The 21,921-nt window shown below is 47.3% G+C and carries 21 protein-coding genes; 7 read left to right on the top strand and 14 right to left on the bottom strand.

The genetic code is table 11. From position 1 onward, the window contains the following. Position 1: 1 nt before the first annotated feature. Positions 2-1,525 (bottom strand): YifB family Mg chelatase-like AAA ATPase, encoded by a 1,524-nt coding sequence (locus KIV41_RS04125; RefSeq protein ID WP_285335740.1) that lies wholly within the window; start codon positions 1,523-1,525, stop codon positions 2-4. A 462-nt stretch (positions 1,526-1,987) separates the two neighbouring features. Between KIV41_RS04125 and ilvG the strand changes: the two genes are divergently transcribed. From ilvG to ilvA, 5 genes are read left to right on the top strand one after another with little or no spacing between them, the layout of a single operon-like run. Next, positions 1,988-3,634 carry an acetolactate synthase 2 catalytic subunit gene (gene ilvG, locus KIV41_RS04120; protein ID WP_285335739.1) on the top strand — a complete coding sequence of 549 codons (1,647 nt, stop codon included), beginning with the start codon at positions 1,988-1,990 and terminating at the stop codon, positions 3,632-3,634. Between the two features lie 11 nt (positions 3,635-3,645). After that, positions 3,646-3,930 (top strand): acetolactate synthase 2 small subunit, encoded by a 285-nt coding sequence (gene ilvM, locus KIV41_RS04115; RefSeq protein WP_005429819.1) that lies wholly within the window; start codon positions 3,646-3,648, stop codon positions 3,928-3,930. 12 nt (positions 3,931-3,942) lie between these two features. Next, positions 3,943-4,881 carry a branched-chain-amino-acid transaminase gene (ilvE, locus tag KIV41_RS04110; protein WP_009708024.1) on the top strand — a complete coding sequence of 313 codons (939 nt, stop codon included), beginning with the start codon at positions 3,943-3,945 and terminating at the stop codon, positions 4,879-4,881. A 13-nt stretch (positions 4,882-4,894) separates the two neighbouring features. Next, entirely contained in the window at positions 4,895-6,736 is a 1,842-nt protein-coding gene (ilvD, locus tag KIV41_RS04105; RefSeq protein WP_285335738.1) for a dihydroxy-acid dehydratase, read from the top strand. Positions 6,737-6,740: 4 nt separating this feature from the next. Beyond that, positions 6,741-8,288: a threonine ammonia-lyase, biosynthetic gene (ilvA, locus tag KIV41_RS04100; RefSeq protein WP_020195189.1), complete on the top strand. Its 1,548-nt coding sequence runs from the start codon at positions 6,741-6,743 to the stop codon at positions 8,286-8,288. A 38-nt stretch (positions 8,289-8,326) separates the two neighbouring features. On the opposite strand, the gene punR is transcribed toward ilvA, so the two are convergent. Continuing rightward, on the bottom strand, positions 8,327-9,229 hold the full coding sequence (punR, locus tag KIV41_RS04095) for a DNA-binding transcriptional activator PunR (RefSeq protein WP_010444705.1): 903 nt from the start codon (positions 9,227-9,229) through the stop codon (positions 8,327-8,329). 153 nt (positions 9,230-9,382) lie between these two features. Here punR and punC point away from each other — a divergent pair, with 153 nt between their 5' ends. Continuing rightward, positions 9,383-10,588, top strand: coding sequence for a purine nucleoside transporter PunC (gene punC / locus KIV41_RS04090; RefSeq protein ID WP_010444706.1), 1,206 nt, complete (start codon positions 9,383-9,385; stop codon positions 10,586-10,588). An 83-nt stretch (positions 10,589-10,671) separates the two neighbouring features. Here punC and KIV41_RS04085 read toward each other — a convergent pair whose 3' ends face one another. Beyond that, the gene (locus tag KIV41_RS04085) at positions 10,672-11,448 is read right to left on the bottom strand and encodes a transporter substrate-binding domain-containing protein (protein WP_285335737.1); all 777 of its coding nucleotides are present in this window, start codon (positions 11,446-11,448) and stop codon (positions 10,672-10,674) included. 102 nt (positions 11,449-11,550) lie between these two features. On the opposite strand from KIV41_RS04085, the gene KIV41_RS04080 reads away from it, so the two are divergent. After that, positions 11,551-12,291: an amino acid ABC transporter permease gene (locus KIV41_RS04080; RefSeq protein ID WP_252041377.1), complete on the top strand. Its 741-nt coding sequence runs from the start codon at positions 11,551-11,553 to the stop codon at positions 12,289-12,291. 87 nt (positions 12,292-12,378) lie between these two features. Here KIV41_RS04080 and glmU read toward each other — a convergent pair whose 3' ends face one another. The 11 genes from glmU to KIV41_RS04025 form a co-directional block, all read right to left on the bottom strand. Continuing rightward, positions 12,379-13,740 (bottom strand): bifunctional UDP-N-acetylglucosamine diphosphorylase/glucosamine-1-phosphate N-acetyltransferase GlmU, encoded by a 1,362-nt coding sequence (glmU, locus tag KIV41_RS04075; RefSeq protein WP_285335736.1) that lies wholly within the window; start codon positions 13,738-13,740, stop codon positions 12,379-12,381. Positions 13,741-13,887: 147 nt separating this feature from the next. Beyond that, complete coding sequence (locus KIV41_RS04070) at positions 13,888-14,310, bottom strand: F0F1 ATP synthase subunit epsilon (protein ID WP_005429758.1); 423 nt, start codon at positions 14,308-14,310, stop codon at positions 13,888-13,890. Positions 14,311-14,328: 18 nt separating this feature from the next. Then, complete coding sequence (atpD, locus tag KIV41_RS04065; protein WP_045386090.1) at positions 14,329-15,732, bottom strand: F0F1 ATP synthase subunit beta; 1,404 nt, start codon at positions 15,730-15,732, stop codon at positions 14,329-14,331. A gap of 35 nt (positions 15,733-15,767) precedes the next feature. Further along, entirely contained in the window at positions 15,768-16,634 is an 867-nt protein-coding gene (gene atpG, locus KIV41_RS04060) for a F0F1 ATP synthase subunit gamma (protein WP_010444718.1), read from the bottom strand. A gap of 44 nt (positions 16,635-16,678) precedes the next feature. Beyond that, positions 16,679-18,220: a F0F1 ATP synthase subunit alpha gene (atpA, locus tag KIV41_RS04055; RefSeq protein WP_005451027.1), complete on the bottom strand. Its 1,542-nt coding sequence runs from the start codon at positions 18,218-18,220 to the stop codon at positions 16,679-16,681. Positions 18,221-18,233: 13 nt separating this feature from the next. Then, positions 18,234-18,767 (bottom strand): F0F1 ATP synthase subunit delta, encoded by a 534-nt coding sequence (atpH, locus tag KIV41_RS04050; RefSeq protein ID WP_010444722.1) that lies wholly within the window; start codon positions 18,765-18,767, stop codon positions 18,234-18,236. Positions 18,768-18,781: 14 nt separating this feature from the next. Beyond that, on the bottom strand, positions 18,782-19,252 hold the full coding sequence (gene atpF / locus KIV41_RS04045; protein WP_010444724.1) for a F0F1 ATP synthase subunit B: 471 nt from the start codon (positions 19,250-19,252) through the stop codon (positions 18,782-18,784). A gap of 71 nt (positions 19,253-19,323) precedes the next feature. Further along, on the bottom strand, positions 19,324-19,578 hold the full coding sequence (gene atpE, locus KIV41_RS04040) for a F0F1 ATP synthase subunit C (protein ID WP_002540812.1): 255 nt from the start codon (positions 19,576-19,578) through the stop codon (positions 19,324-19,326). A 55-nt stretch (positions 19,579-19,633) separates the two neighbouring features. Then, positions 19,634-20,446 carry a F0F1 ATP synthase subunit A gene (gene atpB, locus KIV41_RS04035; RefSeq protein ID WP_010444751.1) on the bottom strand — a complete coding sequence of 271 codons (813 nt, stop codon included), beginning with the start codon at positions 20,444-20,446 and terminating at the stop codon, positions 19,634-19,636. Between the two features lie 8 nt (positions 20,447-20,454). Beyond that, a complete protein-coding gene (locus tag KIV41_RS04030) occupies positions 20,455-20,844 on the bottom strand; it encodes a F0F1 ATP synthase subunit I (RefSeq protein ID WP_010444753.1) in 390 nt (129 codons plus the stop codon). 189 nt (positions 20,845-21,033) lie between these two features. Continuing rightward, a complete protein-coding gene (locus tag KIV41_RS04025) occupies positions 21,034-21,915 on the bottom strand; it encodes a ParB/RepB/Spo0J family partition protein (RefSeq protein WP_010444756.1) in 882 nt (293 codons plus the stop codon). Positions 21,916-21,921: the final 6 nt, after the last annotated feature.

Genomic DNA, 21,921 nt, shown 5'->3' with positions numbered 1-21,921 from the left:
TTTATACTGCCTGCGCCGTCAACTGCTTGAGCAGCCTATCCATTGCTCGATAACCCAAAGCTTCTGCCAGATGAGTTCGCTCAATTTGCGGTGAGCCTTCGAGATCAGCAATAGTACGCGCGACTTTGATGATGCGATGGTAAGCACGAATCGATAGTCCAAGGCGATGCAGCGCATTTTCTAAAAACTCAGCGTCGCTTTTTTGCAGCGGGCAAAAGGCTTCAATCTCGCGACTACCTAATAACGCGTTCACTTTACCACTGCGTTGCACCATGCTTTCTCTGGCCTGATTGACTCTTTGCTTAACCACAGCGGTAGGCTCTCCTCGATCGCCACCTTCAGCAAGTGTGCCTTTTGGCAATGCGGGAATCTCTAACGACATATCAAAGCGATCAAGAAGCGGGCCTGATAACCGACCAAGGTAACGCAGGATGGCTTGCGGGTTTGTCCGAGCTTGATTACCTTCGTAGTACCCTGTCGGGCTTGGATTTAATGCCCCCACCAATTGGAATCGAGCCGGAAATCGGGTTTTACCCTGCGCTCTAGATATAATGATTTCACCAGACTCCAATGGCTCTCGTAAAGAGTCGAGCACCTTACGGTCAAACTCAGGCATCTCGTCGAGGAACAGTAACCCATTGTGCGCTAATGAAATCTCACCCGGCCTAGGCACAGAACCGCCCCCCACGAGCGCTGCCATTGAGCTAGAATGGTGCGGCGCGCGAAACGGTCGCGTCTTCCAGTTGTGCTCGTTGATTTCACTTTGGGTCAGTGATGCCACAGAAGCGGTTTCCATTGCCTCTTCAACATTCATCTCAGGTAACAAGTCACACAGGCGTGATGCCAGCATGGTTTTCCCCGTACCAGGCGGGCCAAGAAACAATAGATTGTGATTGCCTGCTGCAGCGATCTCTAAAGCGCGTTTACCTTGCTGTTGACCGATGATGTCTTGCAAATCTCGGCTGTGTATTTTGATCTCTTTTTTCTTCGGGGTTTGATACAAATTCAATTGATGCTGACCACACAACTCAGCACAAACCTCCAATAGCGATTGAGCAGATTTGTGCTGATCTTTACCCACTAATGCCGCTTGATCACCATTGGCATGAGGCACTACTAAACGGCGCTGTTTTTTGTTCGCAGCCAATGCAGCGGGCAGCACGCCTTTTACAGCTCTTAATCCACCAGAAAGGGCTAATTCACCAACAAATTCGTAGTTTTTGAGCTTATCTGTCGCGATTTGCTCTGAAGCTGCTAAAATCCCTAATGCAATCGGCAGATCGAAGCGTCCACCTTCTTTGGGCAGATCCGCAGGTGCCAAATTGACCGTTATTCGCTTGGCAGGGAATTGAAAGTTGGAATTAACGATCGCACTGCGGACGCGATCTTTCGATTCTTTTACTGTGGTTTCCGGTAGACCCACTAGCGTAAAGCCCGGCATCCCATTACTGATGTGGACTTCCACGCTTACCGACGGCGCTTGCACACCCACACTTGCTCGACTATGAATGATTGCCAGCCCCATAATTTCCTCAAATTTTTGTACGTTATATAACCAGATGTTTTCTATATGGATATGTTATATAGCCTGTCCAGATTGGTACTTAATGTGAAAAAAGAATGACTTTTTGCTTGTCATGCAGCAGATTTGTGTGTTACCACTAGTGACGCAAACATTTTCGTAGAACATTACACAATACTTATTAACGAAAACAGAACGACAGACAGATGAACTTATTCGCTCACATCAACTCACTGCTAGCCCTGATTATCGTGGTCATTATTGGCACCGCGCGGGGGATTGTGGGCGAAAGATAACCACAAATTACAAAAAACCCCCGCACTGAGAAGTCCGGGGGTTTTTTTACAACTACAAGTTGTCATCTGTCTAACCCTTAGACAGCTTAACGGGAAGAATGGGAGTGCACATGAAGTGCAAAACACATGGCGATAGCTACGAGCCACAACGTAGCAAAGGAGGTTTACGATGACCGGTGCAGAACTAGTCGTAGCCGCTTTAAGACAGCAAGGCATCGAGACGGTGTTTGGATATCCTGGTGGAGCCATCATGCCAATCTACGATGCGTTGTATGACGGAGGTGTAGAGCACATCTTATGCCGTCATGAACAAGGGGCTGCAATGGCCGCCATCGGGATGGCTCGAGCGACGCAAGACGTTGCCGTTTGTATGGCCACTTCCGGCCCGGGCGCCACCAACCTTGTTACTGGCCTTGCCGACGCCTTCCTCGATTCCGTTCCTCTAGTAGCCATCACAGGTCAGGTTGCTAGCTCTCATATCGGTACCGACGCGTTCCAAGAAATGGATGTGATCGGAATGTCTCTAGCCTGTACCAAGCACAGTTATCTAGTGACTGAGATTGAAGACCTTGCCCCAACGCTAGCCGAAGCGTTTGAAGTTGCAAAAACAGGGCGTCCTGGCCCAGTGATTGTTGATATCGCCAAAGACGTTCAGCTTGCTCAAGCACCAACCGAATTACTGCCTCCTTTTGTTCCACCAGCTGCACCTTCAGTCACTGATGCTGATATCCAGCGCGCTCAAGAAGTGCTTGCCGCTTCAACTCGCCCAGTTCTATACGTTGGTGGTGGCGTACAGATTGCCAAAGCGACAGACTCAGTACGCGAATTCCTACGTTTAAACCCAATGCCAGCAGTAAGCACGCTAAAAGGTCTGGGTACCATTGAACGTCACGACCCGCACTACTTAGGTATGTTGGGTATGCACGGCACCAAAGCCGCAAACCTTGTGGTTCAAGAATGTGACCTTTTGATTGTAGTTGGGGCACGTTTTGATGACCGTGTGACTGGTAAGCTCGACACGTTTGCGCCAAACGCGAAAGTTATTCATATCGACATCGATGCGGCTGAAATCCATAAGCTTCGCCACGCAAATGCACCACTTCGTGGCGAGATCAGCAAGATTCTCCCTCAACTAGAGCTCACTCAAGATATCACTCCTTGGGTACATCACAGTGAAAGCCTGCGTAGCGGATTCAAATGGCGTTACGACCACCCGGGCGAGTTGATCTACGCTCCGCTGCTACTTAAACAGTTGTCAGACATGATGCCGGATAGCTCAATTGTCTCGACCGACGTAGGTCAGCATCAGATGTGGGCAGCACAGCACATCCAACCGCGCGAACCGCAAAACTTCATCACTTCTGCTGGCCTTGGCACTATGGGCTTTGGCCTGCCGGCGGCGATGGGTGCGGCAGTCGCACGTCCTGATGATCAGTCTATCCTTATTACAGGTGACGGTTCATTTATGATGAACGTGCAGGAATTGGGCACGCTGAAGCGTCGGCAGATTCCAGTGAAGATTGTCCTTCTTAATAACCAACGTCTTGGCATGGTTCGCCAATGGCAGTCATTGTTCTTTGACGGCCGCCACAGCGAAACCATTCTTGATGACAACCCAGACTTCGTGATGCTGGCAAAAGCGTTCGATATCCCGGGTAAAACCATCACCAAGAAAGAAGAAGTCGAACCGGCTCTCAAAGAGATGCTAGAAAGTAAGACTTCTTACATGCTTCACGTTTTAATCGACGAAGAAGAGAACGTGTGGCCACTTGTACCACCTGGTGCATCAAACAGTGATATGTTGGAAAACACTTAGGAGACAATCGCATGGACAGATATTTACTCGACATCAAAGCCGACGATAAACCGGTATTGTTGGAGCGCGTTCTTCGTGTGATTCGTCACCGAGGCTTTGTGATCAAACAAGTCGCGGCTACCCAAAACCACGAAAGCAAAGTAGCTAGCGTAGAGATCATCGTCGACAGCGATCGACCTATCTCGTTTTTGGTCAATCAAATTGAGAAGTTGTGGGATATTCGCACCGTTGAGGTACTCAAAATCCGCAGCGATGAGCTCCCAAATCACAACTTACAACAACACGTGAGTGCATAAGGAAGGCAATAAATGGCAACGAAAACTGCAGATTTCATTTGGTTTAATGGTGAGATGGTTCCGTGGGCAGAGGCGAACGTTCACGTTCTGACTCACGCAATGCACTACGGCACCTCTGTATTTGAAGGCGTACGCTGCTACAACACGCCAAAAGGACCAATTGTCTTCCGTCACCGTGAGCATGCACAACGTTTAAAAGATTCTGCCAAGATTTACCGCTTCCCGATTCCATACACAGTGGAAGAAATCATGGAAGCAACACGCGAAACCCTTCGCCAGAACAAACTCGACAGCGCTTACATTCGTCCATTGGGTTTTGTCGGTAATGTTGGCTTGGGCGTGTGCCCACCTGTTGGTACTGAGATGGACCTGATCATTGCCGCATTCCCTTGGGGCTCTTACCTAGGTGAAGAAGCGCTAGAAGCTGGGGTTGATGCCATGATCTCTAGTTGGAATCGCGCAGCACCAAACACCATCCCAACTGCGGCTAAAGCAGGCGGTAACTACCTATCTTCGCTACTAGTCGGTGGTGAGGCTCGTCGTCACGGCTATGACGAAGGTATCGCACTGAGCGTAGATGGCTACTTATCGGAAGGCGCCGGTGAAAACATCTTTGTTATCAAAGACGGCGTGATCACCACACCACCAGCAACCAGTGCGATTCTGCCGGGCATCACTCGTGATTCGATCATGACTATTGCACGCGATAAAGGTTATGAAGTGCGTGAAGCCAACATTGCACGTGAAGCGCTTTACCTTGCCGATGAAGTCTTTATGACAGGTACCGCAGCTGAAGTTGTACCAGTAGCAACTATCGACAAAATTGAAGTGGGCACCGGTAAACGCGGCCCAATCACTAAAGAACTACAAGCGGCCTACTTTGGCCTATTTAACGGCACCACGGAAGATAAGTGGGGCTGGTTAGACTATGTGTACCCAGAACAGAAGTAAGAAGGATTAGGAAATGCCAAAATATAGATCAGCAACCACAACACATGGTCGTAACATGGCGGGTGCACGAGCACTATGGCGTGCAACGGGTGTGAAAGAAGAAGACTTCGGTAAACCAATCATCGCCGTCGTAAACTCGTTTACTCAATTTGTTCCGGGTCACGTACACCTAAAAGACATGGGTCAGCTTGTAGCACGTGAAATCGAAAAAGCCGGCGGCATCGCAAAAGAATTCAACACCATCGCGGTTGATGATGGTATCGCAATGGGTCACGGCGGCATGCTGTACTCATTGCCTTCACGCGAACTGATCGCAGACTCAGTAGAATACATGGTCAACGCGCACTGTGCCGATGCCATGGTATGTATCTCTAACTGTGACAAAATCACTCCGGGAATGTTGATGGCATCTATGCGTCTTAACATCCCTGTTATCTTTGTTTCTGGTGGTCCAATGGAGGCGGGTAAAACCAAGCTTTCTGATCAGATCATCAAGCTAGACCTTGTTGATGCAATGATCCAAGGCGCGGATCCAAAAGTATCTGATGAGCAAAGTGAGCAGATCGAACGTAGCGCATGTCCAACGTGTGGATCGTGTTCAGGCATGTTCACTGCAAACTCAATGAACTGTCTAACGGAAGCACTGGGTCTTTCTCAACCGGGTAACGGTTCTATGCTGGCAACACACGCTGACCGTGAACAACTGTTCCTTAATGCAGGTCGTCGCATCGTTGAACTGACTCGTCGTTACTACGAGCAAGATGACGAATCGGCTCTACCTCGCAACATCGCTACGTTTGATGCGTTCGAAAACGCAATGGCGCTGGATATTGCAATGGGTGGCTCGACCAACACCATTTTGCACCTATTGGCTGCAGCGCAAGAAGGCGAAGTGGATTTCGATATGGAAGATATCGATCGCCTGTCTCGCCAAGTACCACACTTGTGTAAAGTGGCACCATCTACCCAGAAATATCACATGGAAGACGTACACCGCGCTGGTGGCGTAATGGCGATTCTTGGTGAGCTAGACCGAGCGGGTCTACTGCACAATGATGCGCGCACCGTACTTGGCCTTTCGATGAAAGAGCAGCTAGCGAAATACGACATCATCCAAACTGAAGACGAAGAAGTACTTAAGTTCTACCGCGCAGGCCCTGCGGGTATTCGTACCACTCAAGCGTTCTCACAAGATTGCCGCTGGGATCGCCTTGATGATGACCGAGCAGAAGGTTGTATTCGTACCAAAGAAAATGCCTTTAGCCAAGAAGGAGGCCTAGCCGTTCTATCAGGCAACATCGCACTGGATGGTTGTATCGTTAAAACAGCTGGTGTTGATGAGAGTATTCATAAGTTCACTGGCCCAGCCGTGGTATTTGAAAGCCAAGAAGACGCCGTGGAAGGCATCTTGGGTGGCGAAGTAAAAGCAGGCGACGTGGTAATTATCCGCTACGAAGGCCCTAAAGGTGGCCCGGGCATGCAAGAAATGCTGTACCCAACCACTTACCTAAAATCGATGGGCCTTGGCAAAGAGTGTGCACTTCTGACTGACGGCCGTTTCTCTGGTGGTACATCAGGTTTGTCTATCGGCCACGCTTCTCCTGAAGCGGCAAACGGCGGTGCGATTGGCTTGGTGAAGCAAGGCGACATTATTGCGATTGATATTCCAAACCGTTCAATTTCACTTCAAGTATCTGAACAAGAACTTGCCGAGCGCCGTGCGAAACAAGACGAGTTAGGCTGGAAACCGGTAGACCGCCAACGTGAAGTTTCATTTGCACTCAAAGCTTACGCAAGTATGGCGACCAGTGCTGACAAAGGTGCAGTACGAGACAAATCTAAGCTCGAGGGCTAGCTTTATGAGTCAACCCTTTCCCTTAAAACAGGAAAACCAATCTGGTGCAGATTATCTGCGCCAGATCTTGCGTGCTCCTGTGTATGAAGTCGCAACTGTCACACCTTTGCAAGAGATGCCTCGCCTTGCTGCTCGTATTGGCAACAATGTGCAAATCAAACGTGAAGACCGCCAACCCGTGCACTCGTTCAAATTGCGCGGTGCATACAACATGGTGGCAAGCCTGTCTGAAGAGCAAAAAGCCGCAGGTGTCATCGCAGCATCTGCAGGTAACCACGCTCAAGGCATGGCGCTTTCTGGTACTAAGCTAGGCATCAAGACCACTATCGTGATGCCAAAAACCACACCTGACATCAAAGTTGATGCGGTACGTGGCTTTGGTGGCAATGTGGTGTTGCACGGCAGTAACTTTGATGAGGCAAAAGCCGAGGCAGAGCGTCTATCCGAGTTAAACGGGTACACCTTTGTCCCTCCCTTCGATCATCCACTGGTGATTGCAGGTCAAGGTACCATCGGCATGGAAATGCTGCAGCAAAATGGTCACCTTGACTACATCTTCGTTCCTGTAGGTGGTGGCGGTTTGGCTGCGGGTGTTGCGGTGCTTGTGAAACAGCTCATGCCAGAAATCAAAGTGATTGCAGTTGAGCCAGAAGATTCTTCATGCCTCAAAGCCGCTTTGGATGCTGGTGAGCCAGTGGTACTAGACCAAGTCAGTATGTTTGCCGATGGCGTCGCTGTAAAACGCATTGGCGAAGAGACTTTCCGTCTATGTCAAAAGTACATTGATGGCCATATTGCGGTCTCTAGCGATGAAATCTGCGCAGCAGTAAAAGACATCTTTGAAGACACTCGCGCCATTGCTGAGCCTTCGGGCGCACTTGCTCTGGCGGGTTTGAAGAAGTTTGCTGAGCAAAACAAACTGCAAGGTAAAAATCTAGGCACCGTGCTGTCTGGTGCCAATACTAACTTCCATGGCTTACGTTATGTTTCTGAGCGTTGCGAGCTTGGTGAGAAACGTGAAGGTCTGCTTGCAGTTACTATTCCTGAGCGTCAAGGTGCATTCTTTGAGTTCTGTAACCTCATTGGCGGCCGTGCCGTAACGGAGTTTAACTACCGCTACAATGATGACGCACTGGCGAATATCTTTGTCGGTGTTCGTTTGCAAGGCGGTCAGGAAGAGCTAGAAAACATCATTCACGACTTACGTGATGGTGGCTACCCTGTGGTTGACCTGTCTGATGACGAAATGGCAAAACTGCACGTGCGCTACATGATTGGTGGTAAGCCGTCTAAGCCGCTTAAAGAGCGCCTCTACAGCTTTGAATTCCCAGAGTATCCGGGAGCGCTGCTTAAGTTCTTGAGTACACTCGGTACTCATTGGAATATCAGCTTGTTCAACTACCGTAACCACGGCGCTGACTACGGACGCGTTTTATGTGGCTTCGAGTTAGATGAAAGCGACTTAGGTCAGTTTTCTGCGCATTTGCGCGAACTTGGCTATCAATGCAAAGACGAAACAGACAACCCATCGTATAAGTTTTTCTTGTCCTAGAACCAACAAAGCCACTTTCCTTGAAAGTGGCTTTGTTATCAATATTGAAGCCAGTCTTGGTGCAGTTTATTCGATGCACCTAAGTAATCTACCATCCACTGAATCAACTTGTGGTTGTCATCTTTGCGCCATACCAAGCAGCACTGACTGATTGGCATGTCATCTTGCAGTACTTTTTCCACTAGTGTTCCTTCATGAATCAACGGCATTGCAATATGACGAGGCATATACCCTACTCCGACGCCATTCTTCAAGCATTCAATTGCGCTGTACCAATTGGGTAACAGCAAACGACGCTGCTTAGGATAGTGGCCAGTATGACGCTTTGGTAGCACGTTCGATGTATCATCAAGACAAATAGCCGGAAACTGACTGACAAACTCTTCAGTTAGAATTTGCTGGCGGACACAAGGGTGAGCTGGCGACATCACGAATGCCCAATCCAATACGCCCATATCTTTGACCTCAAAATCCCCACCAACAGGTATCGCAGATGTTGCTCCAACGACAATATCAGCACGCCCCTGGGCGATGGCTTCCCATGAGCCGTTAAATACTTCCATGTTGATTTGCAGCTCTGCGAATTCAAACTCACGGTAGAAGTCTTCAACCAAAGGTTTGAGCTTATCCAGCTTAACCACATTATCCAGCGTGAGCTTCAACGTTGACTGCCAGCCATGTGCGGCACGACGGGTTTGTGCTTTGACTTCAGCCATTTGTCTGAGTAGCAGACGAGCTTCTTCGATAAACAACTCACCAGCAGGGGTCAGTTCCACTTTTCTTGGCAGTCGACGGAATAAAACGACATCAAGCTCTTGCTCAACTTGACGAACACCATAACTGATCGCAGAGGGTACTTTATGCAGAACTTCAGCTGCCGCTGTAAAACTGCCTAAACGAGCAACAGTATCTAGCATTTCTAACGAAGACTTCGAGAACACGGCCGTAACCTTTCAAAAAATTTGATTGATAACTAATAATTTTAGCGTTTTATTTTCTCAAAATCGAAAAATAGAATGGAAGGGTAAATAAATCGGGGTTGGCGCCAACGGATATTGACTAAAAAGTGATTAAATAATTTGATTGGTTGAATCATGAAAATCTCAAAACTACAGCTTGTTTATCTAGCAGCCCTATCTATGCTTGGCTTTATTGCCACGGATATGTACTTACCAGCGTTCAAAGCAATGGAAATAGACTTTGCCACTGGTCCAGAACAAATCGCACTTTCTTTAACTGTATTTCTTGTTGGTATGGCTTTTGGTCAGTTGATGTGGGGCTTAGCTTCAGACAAATTCGGCCACCGCAATACGCTGGCGGCAGGTCTAGTGATATTCACTATCGCCTCGTTTGGTTTAGCGTTCAGTGAACAAGTATGGCAGTTATTGGCACTGCGTTTCGTACAAGCAATCGGTGTCTGTGCTCCTGCTGTAATCTGGCAAGCGATGGTAATCAAACGTCACTCAAGCCAGAGCCAACAGATTTTTGCCACTATCATGCCGCTGGTGGCACTGTCTCCAGCGCTCGCTCCTCAGCTAGGTGTACTACTGGCTGACAGCTTTGGTTGGCACAGTATTTTCGTTGCACTAACGCTTATGGGTGTGCTGTTGGTCGTTGCGACTATGGCGCAAAAAAATGAAAAAGTAGAAGCCAAACAAACCAGTATGTCTTCAGATATCAAAGCATTACTGGGTTCTAAAACATACCTAGGTAACGTGTTTATGTTTGCAACTGCTTCTGCAGCGTTCTTTGCTTACCTAACAGGTATGCCTGAAATCATGGCACAACTGGGCTACGAAGCTAAAGACATTGGTTTGAGCTTTATCCCTCAGACGATCGCATTTATGGCGGGTGGTTACTTAGGTAAAGTAGGTGTACGCAAGTTCGGTGACGAAAAAGTTCTGCGTCAGTTAATTGGTCTATTTAGCGTTGCTGCACTACTAATTTTCATTGCTTCGCAATGGCAATTGACGTCAATCTGGCCAATCCTAGCGCCTTTCTGTCTGATTGCGGTAGCGAATGGTGCGCTGTACCCAATCGTAGTCAACCGTGCATTGGCAAGTGCGAAGCAAAGCCCTGCTACCGCAGCGGGTTTGCAAAACAGCTTACAAATTACCGTGAGCAGCCTATCAAGCGCACTAGTAGCAGCGATGGCAAGCCAAGCTCAGATGGTAACGGGCGTCGCTATCATCATCTGTATGGGTGGTCTGTGGATGGGGTACATCCTGTCTAACCGTGAATTATCCAAGCACTTCACGACGCCAGATAATGCTCGCGTGGTGAGTGAAGACGAACTTTAGTTCTGCCAATCTCAGTAGAACAGCAAACAAAGGGCCGCGTAATGCGGCTCTTTGTTTTTATATTTGTATACAAAAGAAAGTACTTACATACTCTGCAAGCCCCATTTTTCGGCCACTCGCTTGAAGAAGCCTTGGGTTTTCTTCAACTCAACCCAGTGGTTAATATAGTTAATCCAGACTTGGTCGTCTTGAGGCAGCAGCATCGCAATAGGCGTTGGCTTGCGAGGCTCTTTGACTGGGACAATCGCCAACTGTTTGAATTTCTCCACCAGCGTTGCCGCCTCTACATTAGATGTCACAGAAACATCAGCTCGGCGAGCCAATAACTCTTGGAAATCACGTGCTGGCGCTTCAATGACAATGTGCTGCGCGGATGGAAAAAAGTCTTTGACCATCTTCTCTTGCACGGTACCAAGCGTAGCAGCGACCTTCACTTCAGGTTTATCAAAATCCGCCCAATCAGAGAACTTAGCTAAATCTTTCTTTTGTACCACGGGTACAAACGCAAGATAGAAGTATGGTTGGCTGTAACCTACTACTTTGGCACGCGACATATTCAATGAAGCGCTACCAGTAACATAATATTTATTGGCAGTAATGCCATTAACTAGCGTTTTCCAATCCGTCGCGATGTATTCCACCTTAACACCGAGATCTTTGGCCAACTCAGTGGTAACGTCAATATCAAAACCACGATAACTATTGGTAGCGGGGTCTTTCATCGTCATCGGGTTCCAATCGCCAGTCGTCCCTACTCGTAACACGCCACTATCCAGTATTTCATGCAGTCGGCTCTCAGCATGAGCAAATTGAGTAATCACCGATAACCAAAGAACAACAGCAAACATAAGCTTTTTCATTGTATTTCCTTATATACTTATTTTGATTCAAGATTTACAAACACAACCTTGATAACATAGCAGTAACAAGTGGCATTTTTTAGTCAAGTTAGGAAATGAAGGTTGAATAATCGAACGCTGTGGCTCTTTTTCCCTCTATTACTGACAGGTTGCTCTGACTATCAATGGGGGTGGTACATACTTGACCCTTCTACGGAGCAGGGATTAACCAACATCAAGTTTCTAATAGCAGGCTTTAATGACACGATCCAAGTGTCTCTACTCAGCATGCTGTTTGCGATGAGTCTAGGGCTATTGGTCGCCCTTCCAGCCTTATCTGATTCACCTGCACTTAAGTGGTTAAACAGAATCTATGTCGAGATAATCCGCTCGATACCAGTCTTAGTATTGCTACTCTGGGTATACTACGGCATGCCAACGCTGCTTGATGTATCCCTGAATCATTTTTGGGCAGGTGTGATCGCATTAACCATTGCAGAAAGTGCCTTTATGGCGGAAGTGTTTAGAGGAGGAATCCAAGCCATAAGCCGCGGACAACATGAAGCAGCAGAGTCGCTTGGGCTAAACTACTGGCAAAAAATGCGATTGGTGATTCTTCCCCAAGCATTTCGCCAAATCTTACCGCCACTGGGCAATCAATTTGTCTATATTCTCAAGATGAGCTCACTAGTCAGCGTGATTGGTTTAAGTGATCTAACAAGACGAGCCAATGAGTTGGTGGTGAATGAGTACTTACCATTAGAGATCTATACGTTTCTCGTCTTAGAATATTTGGTGCTGATTCTTTTGGTCTCTCAAGCGGTGCGCTGGCTAGAGAAGCGCATAGCGATCCCAAGTCACTAAACTCTCTCTTTCACAGCACCAGATACAACAAAGCCGTTCATCAAGAGCGGCTTTGGTTTTTATTCTTTTTATGTAAGCGAATTAAGCTTACTTCTTCTTAACTGGACGCTGCCAACCGGTAATTTTGCGCTCTTTCGCACGAGAGATCACAAGCTCACCTTCAGCGACATCTTTGGTTAACGTAGTACCAGCACCAATGGTTGCACCATCCGCAACTGTCACTGGCGCGATAAGTTGGCTGTCAGAACCAACGAAGACGTCGTTACCAATGATGGTCTTAAACTTGTTCGCACCGTCGTAGTTACAAGTGATGGTACCAGCACCGATGTTAGTACGTTGACCGATTTCTGCATCACCTAGGTAAGTTAGGTGGTTCGCTTTAGAACCTTCACCGATACGCGCGTTTTTCACTTCAACGAAGTTACCCACGTGAGAGTCGTTACGCATCTCTGCGCCTGGGCGTAGGCGTGTGAATGGACCAACTGTGCATTCTTCACCAACTGTTGCGCCTTCAATTACGCTGTATGAGCGAACGATGGTGTTATCGTCGATTTCACAGTCTTTCAGTACACAACCAGCTCCGATGACAACGTTATCACCCAGTGATACTTTACCTTCGATGATCACATTGGCATCGATTTCACAATCCATACCACATTGCAGCTCACCGCGCAGATCAAAGCGGGAAGGATCACGCAGCATCACGCCCTGCTCTAGCAGTTTCTGAGCTTGCATTGATTGGAATGCGCGCTCTAGACGAGCCAATTGAGCACGATCGTTGACACCCTCAACTTCAATAGAGTTAACCGGATGCACAGCCTCTACCGCTCGGCCTTCACTATGTGCAGCCGCGATAACATCCGTTAGATAGTATTCGCCTTGAGCGTTTTCATTGTTTAGACCAGCAAGCCAGCGTTTCAGGTCACCACCTGTCGCCACCAGCACACCAGTGTTACATTCTTTGATGAGCTTCTGCTCTTCTGTCGCATCTTTTTGCTCAACAATAGCAATAACAGGACCATTACGTCGAATAATACGACCGTATCCCATCGGGTTATCTAGCATAACTGTCAAAAGAGCGATGCCGCCATTTGGCTGAGCTTCTAATAGGTTTTCGATCGTTTCCGCTGAAATCAGAGGTACATCACCATACAAAACCAAGATCTTTTCATCATCTTCGAAGTGTGGCGAAGCTTGATCAACAGCGTGCCCGGTCCCTAACTGCTCTGCTTGCAAGATCCAATTTACAGGTTCATCAGCTAGCACTGCCTGCATTTGGTCACCACCATGTCCGTAAACTAAGTGAATGTTTTGTGCACCTAAAGTCGCACATGTATCAATCACATGCTTCGCCATCGGTTTGCCAGCAAGGGTATGCAGTACTTTCGGCATGTTGGAGTACATGCGTGTACCTTTACCCGCAGCAAGAATTACCGCGCTAAACTTCATCGAATTACCTTTAAACTGAAATAAAACTGTCGACTATTGTAGTCAGTTAAGAAGCAATAGTTAACGTAGGAAGGTAAATTTCCCTTAAAAAATAAGCAAAAAGGCGACCTAATGGCCGCCTTTTACATGCAACGTTGCTAATTGAGCTTAGCGACGCTTTTTGGTCAGCTCGATAACTCGAAGCTGAGCAATGGCTTTAGCCAGTTCACTGGCCGCTTGTGCGAAGTCCATGTCACCATGCTGATTCTGGATTTGCTCCTCAGCGCGGCGCTTGGCTTCTTCTGCCTTCGCTGCGTCTAGATCTTCACCACGAATCGCTGTATCAGCCAGTACTGTAGCAGTACCCGGCTGAACTTCGACCATACCACCAGAGACATAAATGAACTCTTCGTGGCCGTGCTGTTTCACAATACGCACCATACCAGGCTTAATAGCGGACAGCAGCGGAGTGTGGCCGTGGAAAATACCCAGCTCACCTTCGCTACCGGTCACCTGAAACGTTTCTACGCGACCCGAGAAAATACGTTTCTCAGCGCTTACTACGTCTAGGTGAAAGGTTATTGGTGCCATATCGCCTCCTAGTTAGCCTTATAGCTTCTTCGCATTCTCGATAGCATCGTCAATCGTACCGCAGTACATGAACGCTTGCTCTGGAATGTCATCGTATTCACCAGCTAGTAGACCTTTAAAGCCACGTAGTGTCTCTTTAAGAGGTACGTAAACGCCTGGGTCACCTGTAAATACTTCCGCTACGTGGTAAGGCTGAGTTAGGAAACGCTCAATCTTACGTGCACGAGATACAACTTGCTTATCTTCTTCAGATAGCTCGTCCATACCTAGAATCGCAATGATGTCTTTCAGCTCTTTGTAGCGCTGAAGTGTCTGCTGAACGCCACGAGCTGTGTCGTAGTGTTCTTGACCAACTACTAGTGGGTCTAGCTGACGAGACGTCGAATCTAGTGGGTCGATCGCTGGGTATAGACCCATAGCTGCGATGTTACGGTTAAGTACAACCGTTGCATCCAAGTGCGCGAACGTTGTTGCTGGAGACGGGTCAGTCAAGTCATCCGCTGGTACGTATACCGCCTGTACAGACGTGATAGAACCTTGCTTAGTTGACGTGATACGCTCCTGCAATACACCCATCTCTTCTGCAAGAGTTGGCTGGTAACCTACCGCTGAAGGCATACGACCTAGCAGTGCTGATACCTCTGTACCTGCAAGCGTGTAACGGTAGATGTTATCAACGAACAGTAGTACGTCACGACCTTCGTCACGGAAACGTTCTGCCATTGTTAGACCAGTCAGTGCAACACGTAGACGGTTGCCTGGTGGCTCGTTCATCTGACCGTAAACCATTGCTACTTTAGATTCTTCAGGCTTCTCAACGTTTACAACGCCCGCTTCCTGCATCTCGTAGTAGAAATCGTTACCTTCACGAGTACGTTCACCAACACCAGCAAATACTGATAGACCTGAGTGTTGAAGTGCGATGTTGTTGATAAGTTCCATCATGTTAACGGTCTTACCTACACCTGCACCACCGAATAGACCGATTTTACCACCCTTAGCGAATGGACAAACCAAGTCGATTACCTTAACACCAGTTTCTAGAAGTGCTGTTTCGTTTGATTGCTCTTCGTAGCTTGGTGCTTCACGGTGAATAGAGTAAACCTCTTCTGCACCGATCTCACCACGCTCATCAATCGCGTCACCTAGGACGTTCATGATACGACCTAGAGTTTTAGTACCTACTGGTACTGAAATTGGAGCGCCAGTGTTAACCACTTCAACGCCACGACGTAAACCATCAGAGCTACCCATTACGATACAACGAACTACGCCACCGCCTAGCTGTTGTTGAACCTCAAGAACTAGACGCTCTTTCGATTCTGTAACGTTTAGAGCGTCATATACACTTGGTACTTCGCTCTGTGGGAACTCTACGTCGACTACCGCACCGATGATCTGTACGATCTTACCTGTAGCCATCGTTAATCCTCTAAACTATTTCGTTTTACCTAAGCTTAAACCGCAGATGCACCACCAACGATTTCCGATAGTTCTTGTGTAATCGCAGCCTGACGGGCTTTGTTGTACACAAGTTCTAGATCTTCAATCAAGTTGGTTGCGTTATCCGTTGCAGCCTTCATCGCAATCATTCGAGCCGCTTGCTCACAAGCAAGGTTCTCTACCACACCTTGGTATACCTGAGACTCTACGTAACGCACTAGAAGTGTGTCCAATAGAGGTTTTGGCTCAGGCTCATAGATGTAGTCCCATGAGTGCTCACGCTGCATCTCTTCGCTGTCCGATTTAGGCAAAGGTAGCAATTGATCGATCGTTGGTTGCTGAACCATAGTGTTCACAAATTTGTTGAACACTACGTATAGACGGTCCAGTTCACCTTCATCGTATTTCTTAAGCATTACGCCAACAGAACCGATTAGGTCTTCTAGGCTTGGGTTATCACCCAGACCAGAAACCTGTGCCGCAACTTTTGCGCCACCATTTTTAAAGAAAGCTGTTGCTTTTGAACCGATTACCGCCAGTTCAACTTCAGCACCTTTCTCCTTCCATGATTGCATGTCTGTGACGGCTTTCTTGAACACGTTAATGTTCAAACCACCACACAGACCACGGTCTGTCGAAACGATGATGTAACCAACACGTTTAGCTTCACGCTCTTCTAGGTACGGATGACGGTACTCTAGGTTTGCGTTAGCCACATGACCGATCACTTTACGCATTGTTTCAGCGTATGGACGAGAAGCTTCCATTGCGTCTTGAGAACGACGCATTTTTGAAGCTGCTACCATTTCCATCGCTTTCGTAATTTTCTGCGTGCTTTTAACACTACCGATTTTATTACGTATCTCTTTTGCGCCGGCCATCGTTACTCTCCGTTAGTTGGTGGCAGAAACTGCCACCGACCTAATTACCAAGTTTGGGTTGCTACGAAGTCGTCAGTCAGTTTCTTCAACTGAGCTTCAACTTCATCGTTGTATGCACCCGTCTTGTCGATCTCAGCTGCGAATTCAGCGTATTGACCGCGAGCGTACGATAGTAGAGCCGCTTCGAAATCTAGCAGTTTGCTTAGTTCAACATCTGCTAAATAGCCGCGCTCTGCCGCGAAGATTACTAGTGCTTGGTCAAATACAGACATTGGAGCGTACTGCTTCTGCTTCATTAGTTCTGTAACTTTTTGACCGTGGTCTAGCTGTTTCTTCGTCGCTTCATCAAGGTCAGACGAGAACTGTGCGAATGCCGCTAGTTCACGGTACTGAGCTAGTGCAGTACGGATACCGCCAGATAACTTCTTGATGATTTTCGTCTGAGCTGAACCACCTACACGAGATACTGAGATACCTGGGTCAACGGCTGGGCGTACACCTGCGTTGAATAACTCAGTTTGTAGGAAGATCTGACCATCGGTAATCGAGATTACGTTAGTCGGTACGAATGCTGAAACGTCACCTGCTTGAGTTTCGATGATAGGAAGAGCAGTCAAAGAACCAGTCTTACCTTTCACTTCACCGTTAGTGAAACGCTCTACGTACTCTTCGTTTACACGAGCTGCACGCTCTAGTAGACGCGAGTGTAAGTAGAATACGTCACCTGGGAATGCCTCACGGCCTGGTGGACGTTTTAGTAGTAGAGAGATCTGACGGTAAGCTACCGCTTGCTTAGATAGATCATCGTAAACAATCAGTGCGTCTTCACCGCGATCGCGGAAGTATTCACCCATCGCACAACCTGCGTATGGCGCTAGGTATTGTAGCGCTGCAGATTCAGAAGCAGATGCAACAACAACGATAGTGTTAGCTAGCGCGCCGTGCTCTTCTAGTTTGCGAACTACGTTAGCGATAGTCGATGCTTTCTGACCGATTGCTACGTAGATTGAGAAAATACCAGAGTCTTTCTGGTTGATAATCGCATCGATCGCCATTGCTGTTTTACCAGTCTGACGGTCACCGATCACAAGCTCACGCTGACCACGACCGATAGGGATCATTGAGTCAACTGATTTGTAGCCAGTTTGTACAGGTTGGTCTACCGATTTACGGTCGATTACACCTGGTGCGATTACTTCTACAGGCGAAGTCAGTTTCGCTTCGATTGGACCTTTACCATCGATAGGTTCACCTAGCGTGTTTACTACGCGACCTAGTAGTTCTGGACCAACTGGCACTTCAAGAATGCGGCCAGTACCTGTAACTTTCATGCCTTCCTTAAGGTCAGCATATGGGCCCATTACTACCGCACCAACCGAGTCACGCTCAAGGTTAAGTGCTAGTGCATAACGGCCACCCGGTAATTCAATCATTTCACCTTGCATCACGTCCGCTAGGCCGTGGATGCGGATGATACCATCGCTTACCGATACGATAGTACCCTCGTTGCGAGCTTCACTAACAACTTCGAAAGATTCGATACGTTGTTTGATTAGATCGCTAATTTCCGTGGAATTAAGTTGCATGCTCCAATCCCCATTAAGACTGCAATGCATCGCTCAGGCGGTTCAAACGACCACGCGCTGAGTCATCGATGACTAGGTCTCCGGCTCGAATAATAACCCCACCAAGTAGGGTCTCATCTACGCTGCAATTCAGCTTCACTTTGCGTTCAAGACGCGCTTCAAGTTTGCTGCCAATATTTGCTAGCTGCTCATCAGAAAGTTCGCTTGCTGAAATCACTTCAACATCGACTTCTTTCTCATGCTCTTTCTTCAATAAGAAGAATTGCTCACAAACATCAGGAAGGGCCGTCAGACGACCATTCTCAGCCATAACCTTAATCAGGTTTTGACCGTGCGCATCAACTTGTTCACCGCAAACTGCAACAAAAATTTCTGCCATTTTATCAGCTGAAACAGAACCCGTTAGAAGTTCATTCATTTGTTCGTTTTTGGCAACTTCAGTAGCGAAAGACAACATTTGGCCCCATTGGTCCAACTGGTCTTTGTCTACAGCAAAGTCAAAAGCTGCTTTAGCATAGGGGCGTGCGATTGTAGTCAAATCAGACATATGCGCCCCCAGACTTAAAGTTTTGCAGTAATGTTGTCGAGAATATCTTTCTGAGCGTCTTTATCGATAGAACGCTCAAGGATTTTCTCAGCACCAGCTACAGCCAGAGTAGCAACTTGTTTGCGCAGCTCATCGCGTGCACGATTACGTTCAGCTTCAAGTTCTGCTTCCGCTTGCGCTAGGATTTTCTGGCGTTCTGCCTGAGCTTCCTCGCGAGCTTCATCAATAATTTGAGACTTACGCTTGTTCGCTTGGTCGATGATCTCAGTTGCTGTGCGCTTCGCTTCTTTCATCTGATCAGAAGCGTTGGCTTGTGCTAGATCCAAGTCTTTTGCAGCACGTTCCGCTGCTTGAAGACCATCAGCAATTTTTTTCTGACGTTCTTCAATCGCTTGCATCAACGGTGGCCATACATACTTCATGCAGAACCACACAAATAGTGCGAACGAGATTGCTTGACCTAGCAGAGTTGCGTTTATGTTCACAACAGCTACCCCTCTATTTGGACTTAGTGTTAATCAGTAACAAGCCTGAGCTCGTCCCGAGTTAAAGGTGATTAACCTAGTTGACCAACGAATGGGTTTGCGAATGTGAATAGTAGCGCGATTACGATACCGATCATTGGAACCGCATCAAGTAGACCTGCGATGATGAACATCTTAACTTGTAGCATAGGAGCCATTTCTGGTTGACGTGCTGCACCTTCTAGGAATTTACCACCTAGTAGTGCGAAACCAATCGCTGTACCAAGAGAAGCAAGACCGACGATAATACCTACGGCGATTGCAGAAAAGCTCAGTAAAGTTTCCATTACTATCTCCAATTTATAGTTGTTGGCTTAGTGCCCAAATAAAAAGCTTAAAAAATTAATGATCAGAGTCTTCGTGTGCCATTGACAGGTAAACAATTGTCAACATCATGAATACGAAGGCTTGAATCGTAATAACCAAGATATGGAAGATTGCCCACGGTAGTGAACCCATCCATTGTAAGTACCATGGTAGCATTGCCGCACAAAGAATGAATACAACCTCACCCGCAAACATGTTACCGAATAGACGCATACCGAGTGATAGAGGTTTCGCTAGTAGCGATACCACTTCAATCAATAGGTTAAACGGAATCATCAGTGGGTGATTGAATGGATGTAGTGCAAGTTCTTTTGCGAATCCACCTAGACCTTTCACTTTGATGCTGTAGTAAATCATCAATGCAAAAACGCCTAGAGCCATAGCCATGGTGATATTCACATCAGCAGACGGTACAACCTTAAGATAAGGGATACCTAGCCAATGCTCTGCTGGGTATGGTAAGAAGTCGATCGGGACTAAGTCCATCACGTTCATCAAAAATACCCAACAAAAGATAGTCAGTGCTAAAGGCGCGATCAGTGGGTTGCGTCCATGGAACGTGTCTTTGACGTTTTCCGCGACAAATTCAACGATCATTTCTACAGCACACTGAAGCTTACCTGGTACACCCGCTGTTGTTTTCTTCGCTACTTTGTAAAAAATTCCTAGGAAAATTAAACCAGTAAACCAAGAAAAAAACAGGCTATCGATATGTACGTTCCAGAAACTTGCTTCATCCGCTACCAAGCCTAACTTAGCTAAAGATAGGTTTGATAAGTGGTGGGCAATGTATCCGGACGATGTTAGCGCTTCACCTGGCGCAGCCATAACTCATCCTATTTTTTGTTGTTAATGAATAGCACTGGTGCACAGATATTAATACCTAGTACCAGCAAATAGGTTAGTTTGAGGGGAACAAGTTCCACCTGCATATACATGTAGGCTACGTAGAACAACACAACCGTGATGAGAATTTTCAGAACTTCACCTGTGTAGAAAGAGGCCGCGACACGCTTGGCAGCGCGAGCTCCACTAAACATAAAAGCACAAAACGCAAAGACAGCGTTGGCAACAACAAAAATGCCCCCACCAACCAGCGCTGAAAGTCCCCATTCAGGATTCACGGCTATCGCCATTCCTGCAGCCACAAAAATAACCGCGCCAGACTGGATCATCAACAATTGCCTTGCGAGCTCTCGTCCTGGTCTAGCTAACGCAGCTACCATGTATTCGTACCTCTAGTAATATCCACTTCGCACTAAACTCTCTGTGCAGGGAAATTGGCGAAAATTATACGGTCAGTCCAACTGAATGCAATTAAATTGCAGCAAAAACTTACAGTTTTGTTTACAAACCGACAACTTTCACACAAAATTCGATTATTTTGATTAATTGACCTAAATCAATTATCTCATCTAGGCCTCAAGCTTGGCAATTAGTTGCTCCAATTTGTGAGGCTCATCAATACTTATCGTCACTTTTGCTTTGCCATTCGCTGAACGGACTAAAGAAACTTTAGCATCAAGCAGTCGACTCAATTTATGCGACATTTGCTCTGCTTCGGTATCTTCTTGTTGAGCTTTTTGCTCATTTTGTGGCGCTAAGCACTTTTTTACTAACTGTTCGGTCTGACGAACGGTCATTTGTTTCTTTGCGACCTGCTCTGCGACTTCGACTTGTTGCTCACCTTCTAGAGCCAACAACGCACGAGCATGCCCCATTTCTAATTTTTTATCTGCAACCAAACCTTTTACATCAATTTCTAGCTGATTAAGACGTAATAGGTTACTTACTGTGGTTCTTGATTTGCCAATCACATCGGCTACTTGCTGATGGGTGAGAGTAAACTCATCCTGCAAACGCTCAAGTGCTTGGGCTTCTTCAATCACATTCAAATCTTCACGCTGAATGTTTTCAATCAACGCCATCGCAATTGCAGCACGGTCTTCAACCTTTTTCACCAAACAAGGCACGCGCTTGAGTCCGGCTTGCTTGGCCGCACGCCAACGACGTTCACCAGCAATGATCTCAAACTGACCGCTCGCCACCTGACGCACCACGATAGGTTGAATGATACCTTGTGACTGAATCGAAGCTGCCAGCTCCTCTAACGCCTCAGGAGCCATATCTTTACGCGGTTGGTATACACCCGGCTGTAACTGGCCTATCGCTAAATCTGCCAGTTCTCCATCCGCTGATAGAGCCTGACTTTGAGATGCAATGTGCTGTTTCTCACGCGCTAACGAACTGGTCGACAATAACGCATCCAGTCCTTTTCCAAGACCACGCTTAGACATGGGATG

The organism is Vibrio sp. D401a, from assembly GCF_030248515.1.
Lineage (GTDB): Bacteria > Pseudomonadota > Gammaproteobacteria > Enterobacterales > Vibrionaceae > Vibrio > Vibrio rotiferianus.
Note: the sequence above shows the minus strand (reverse complement) of the source record. Positions and strands in the feature narration are given on the sequence as shown.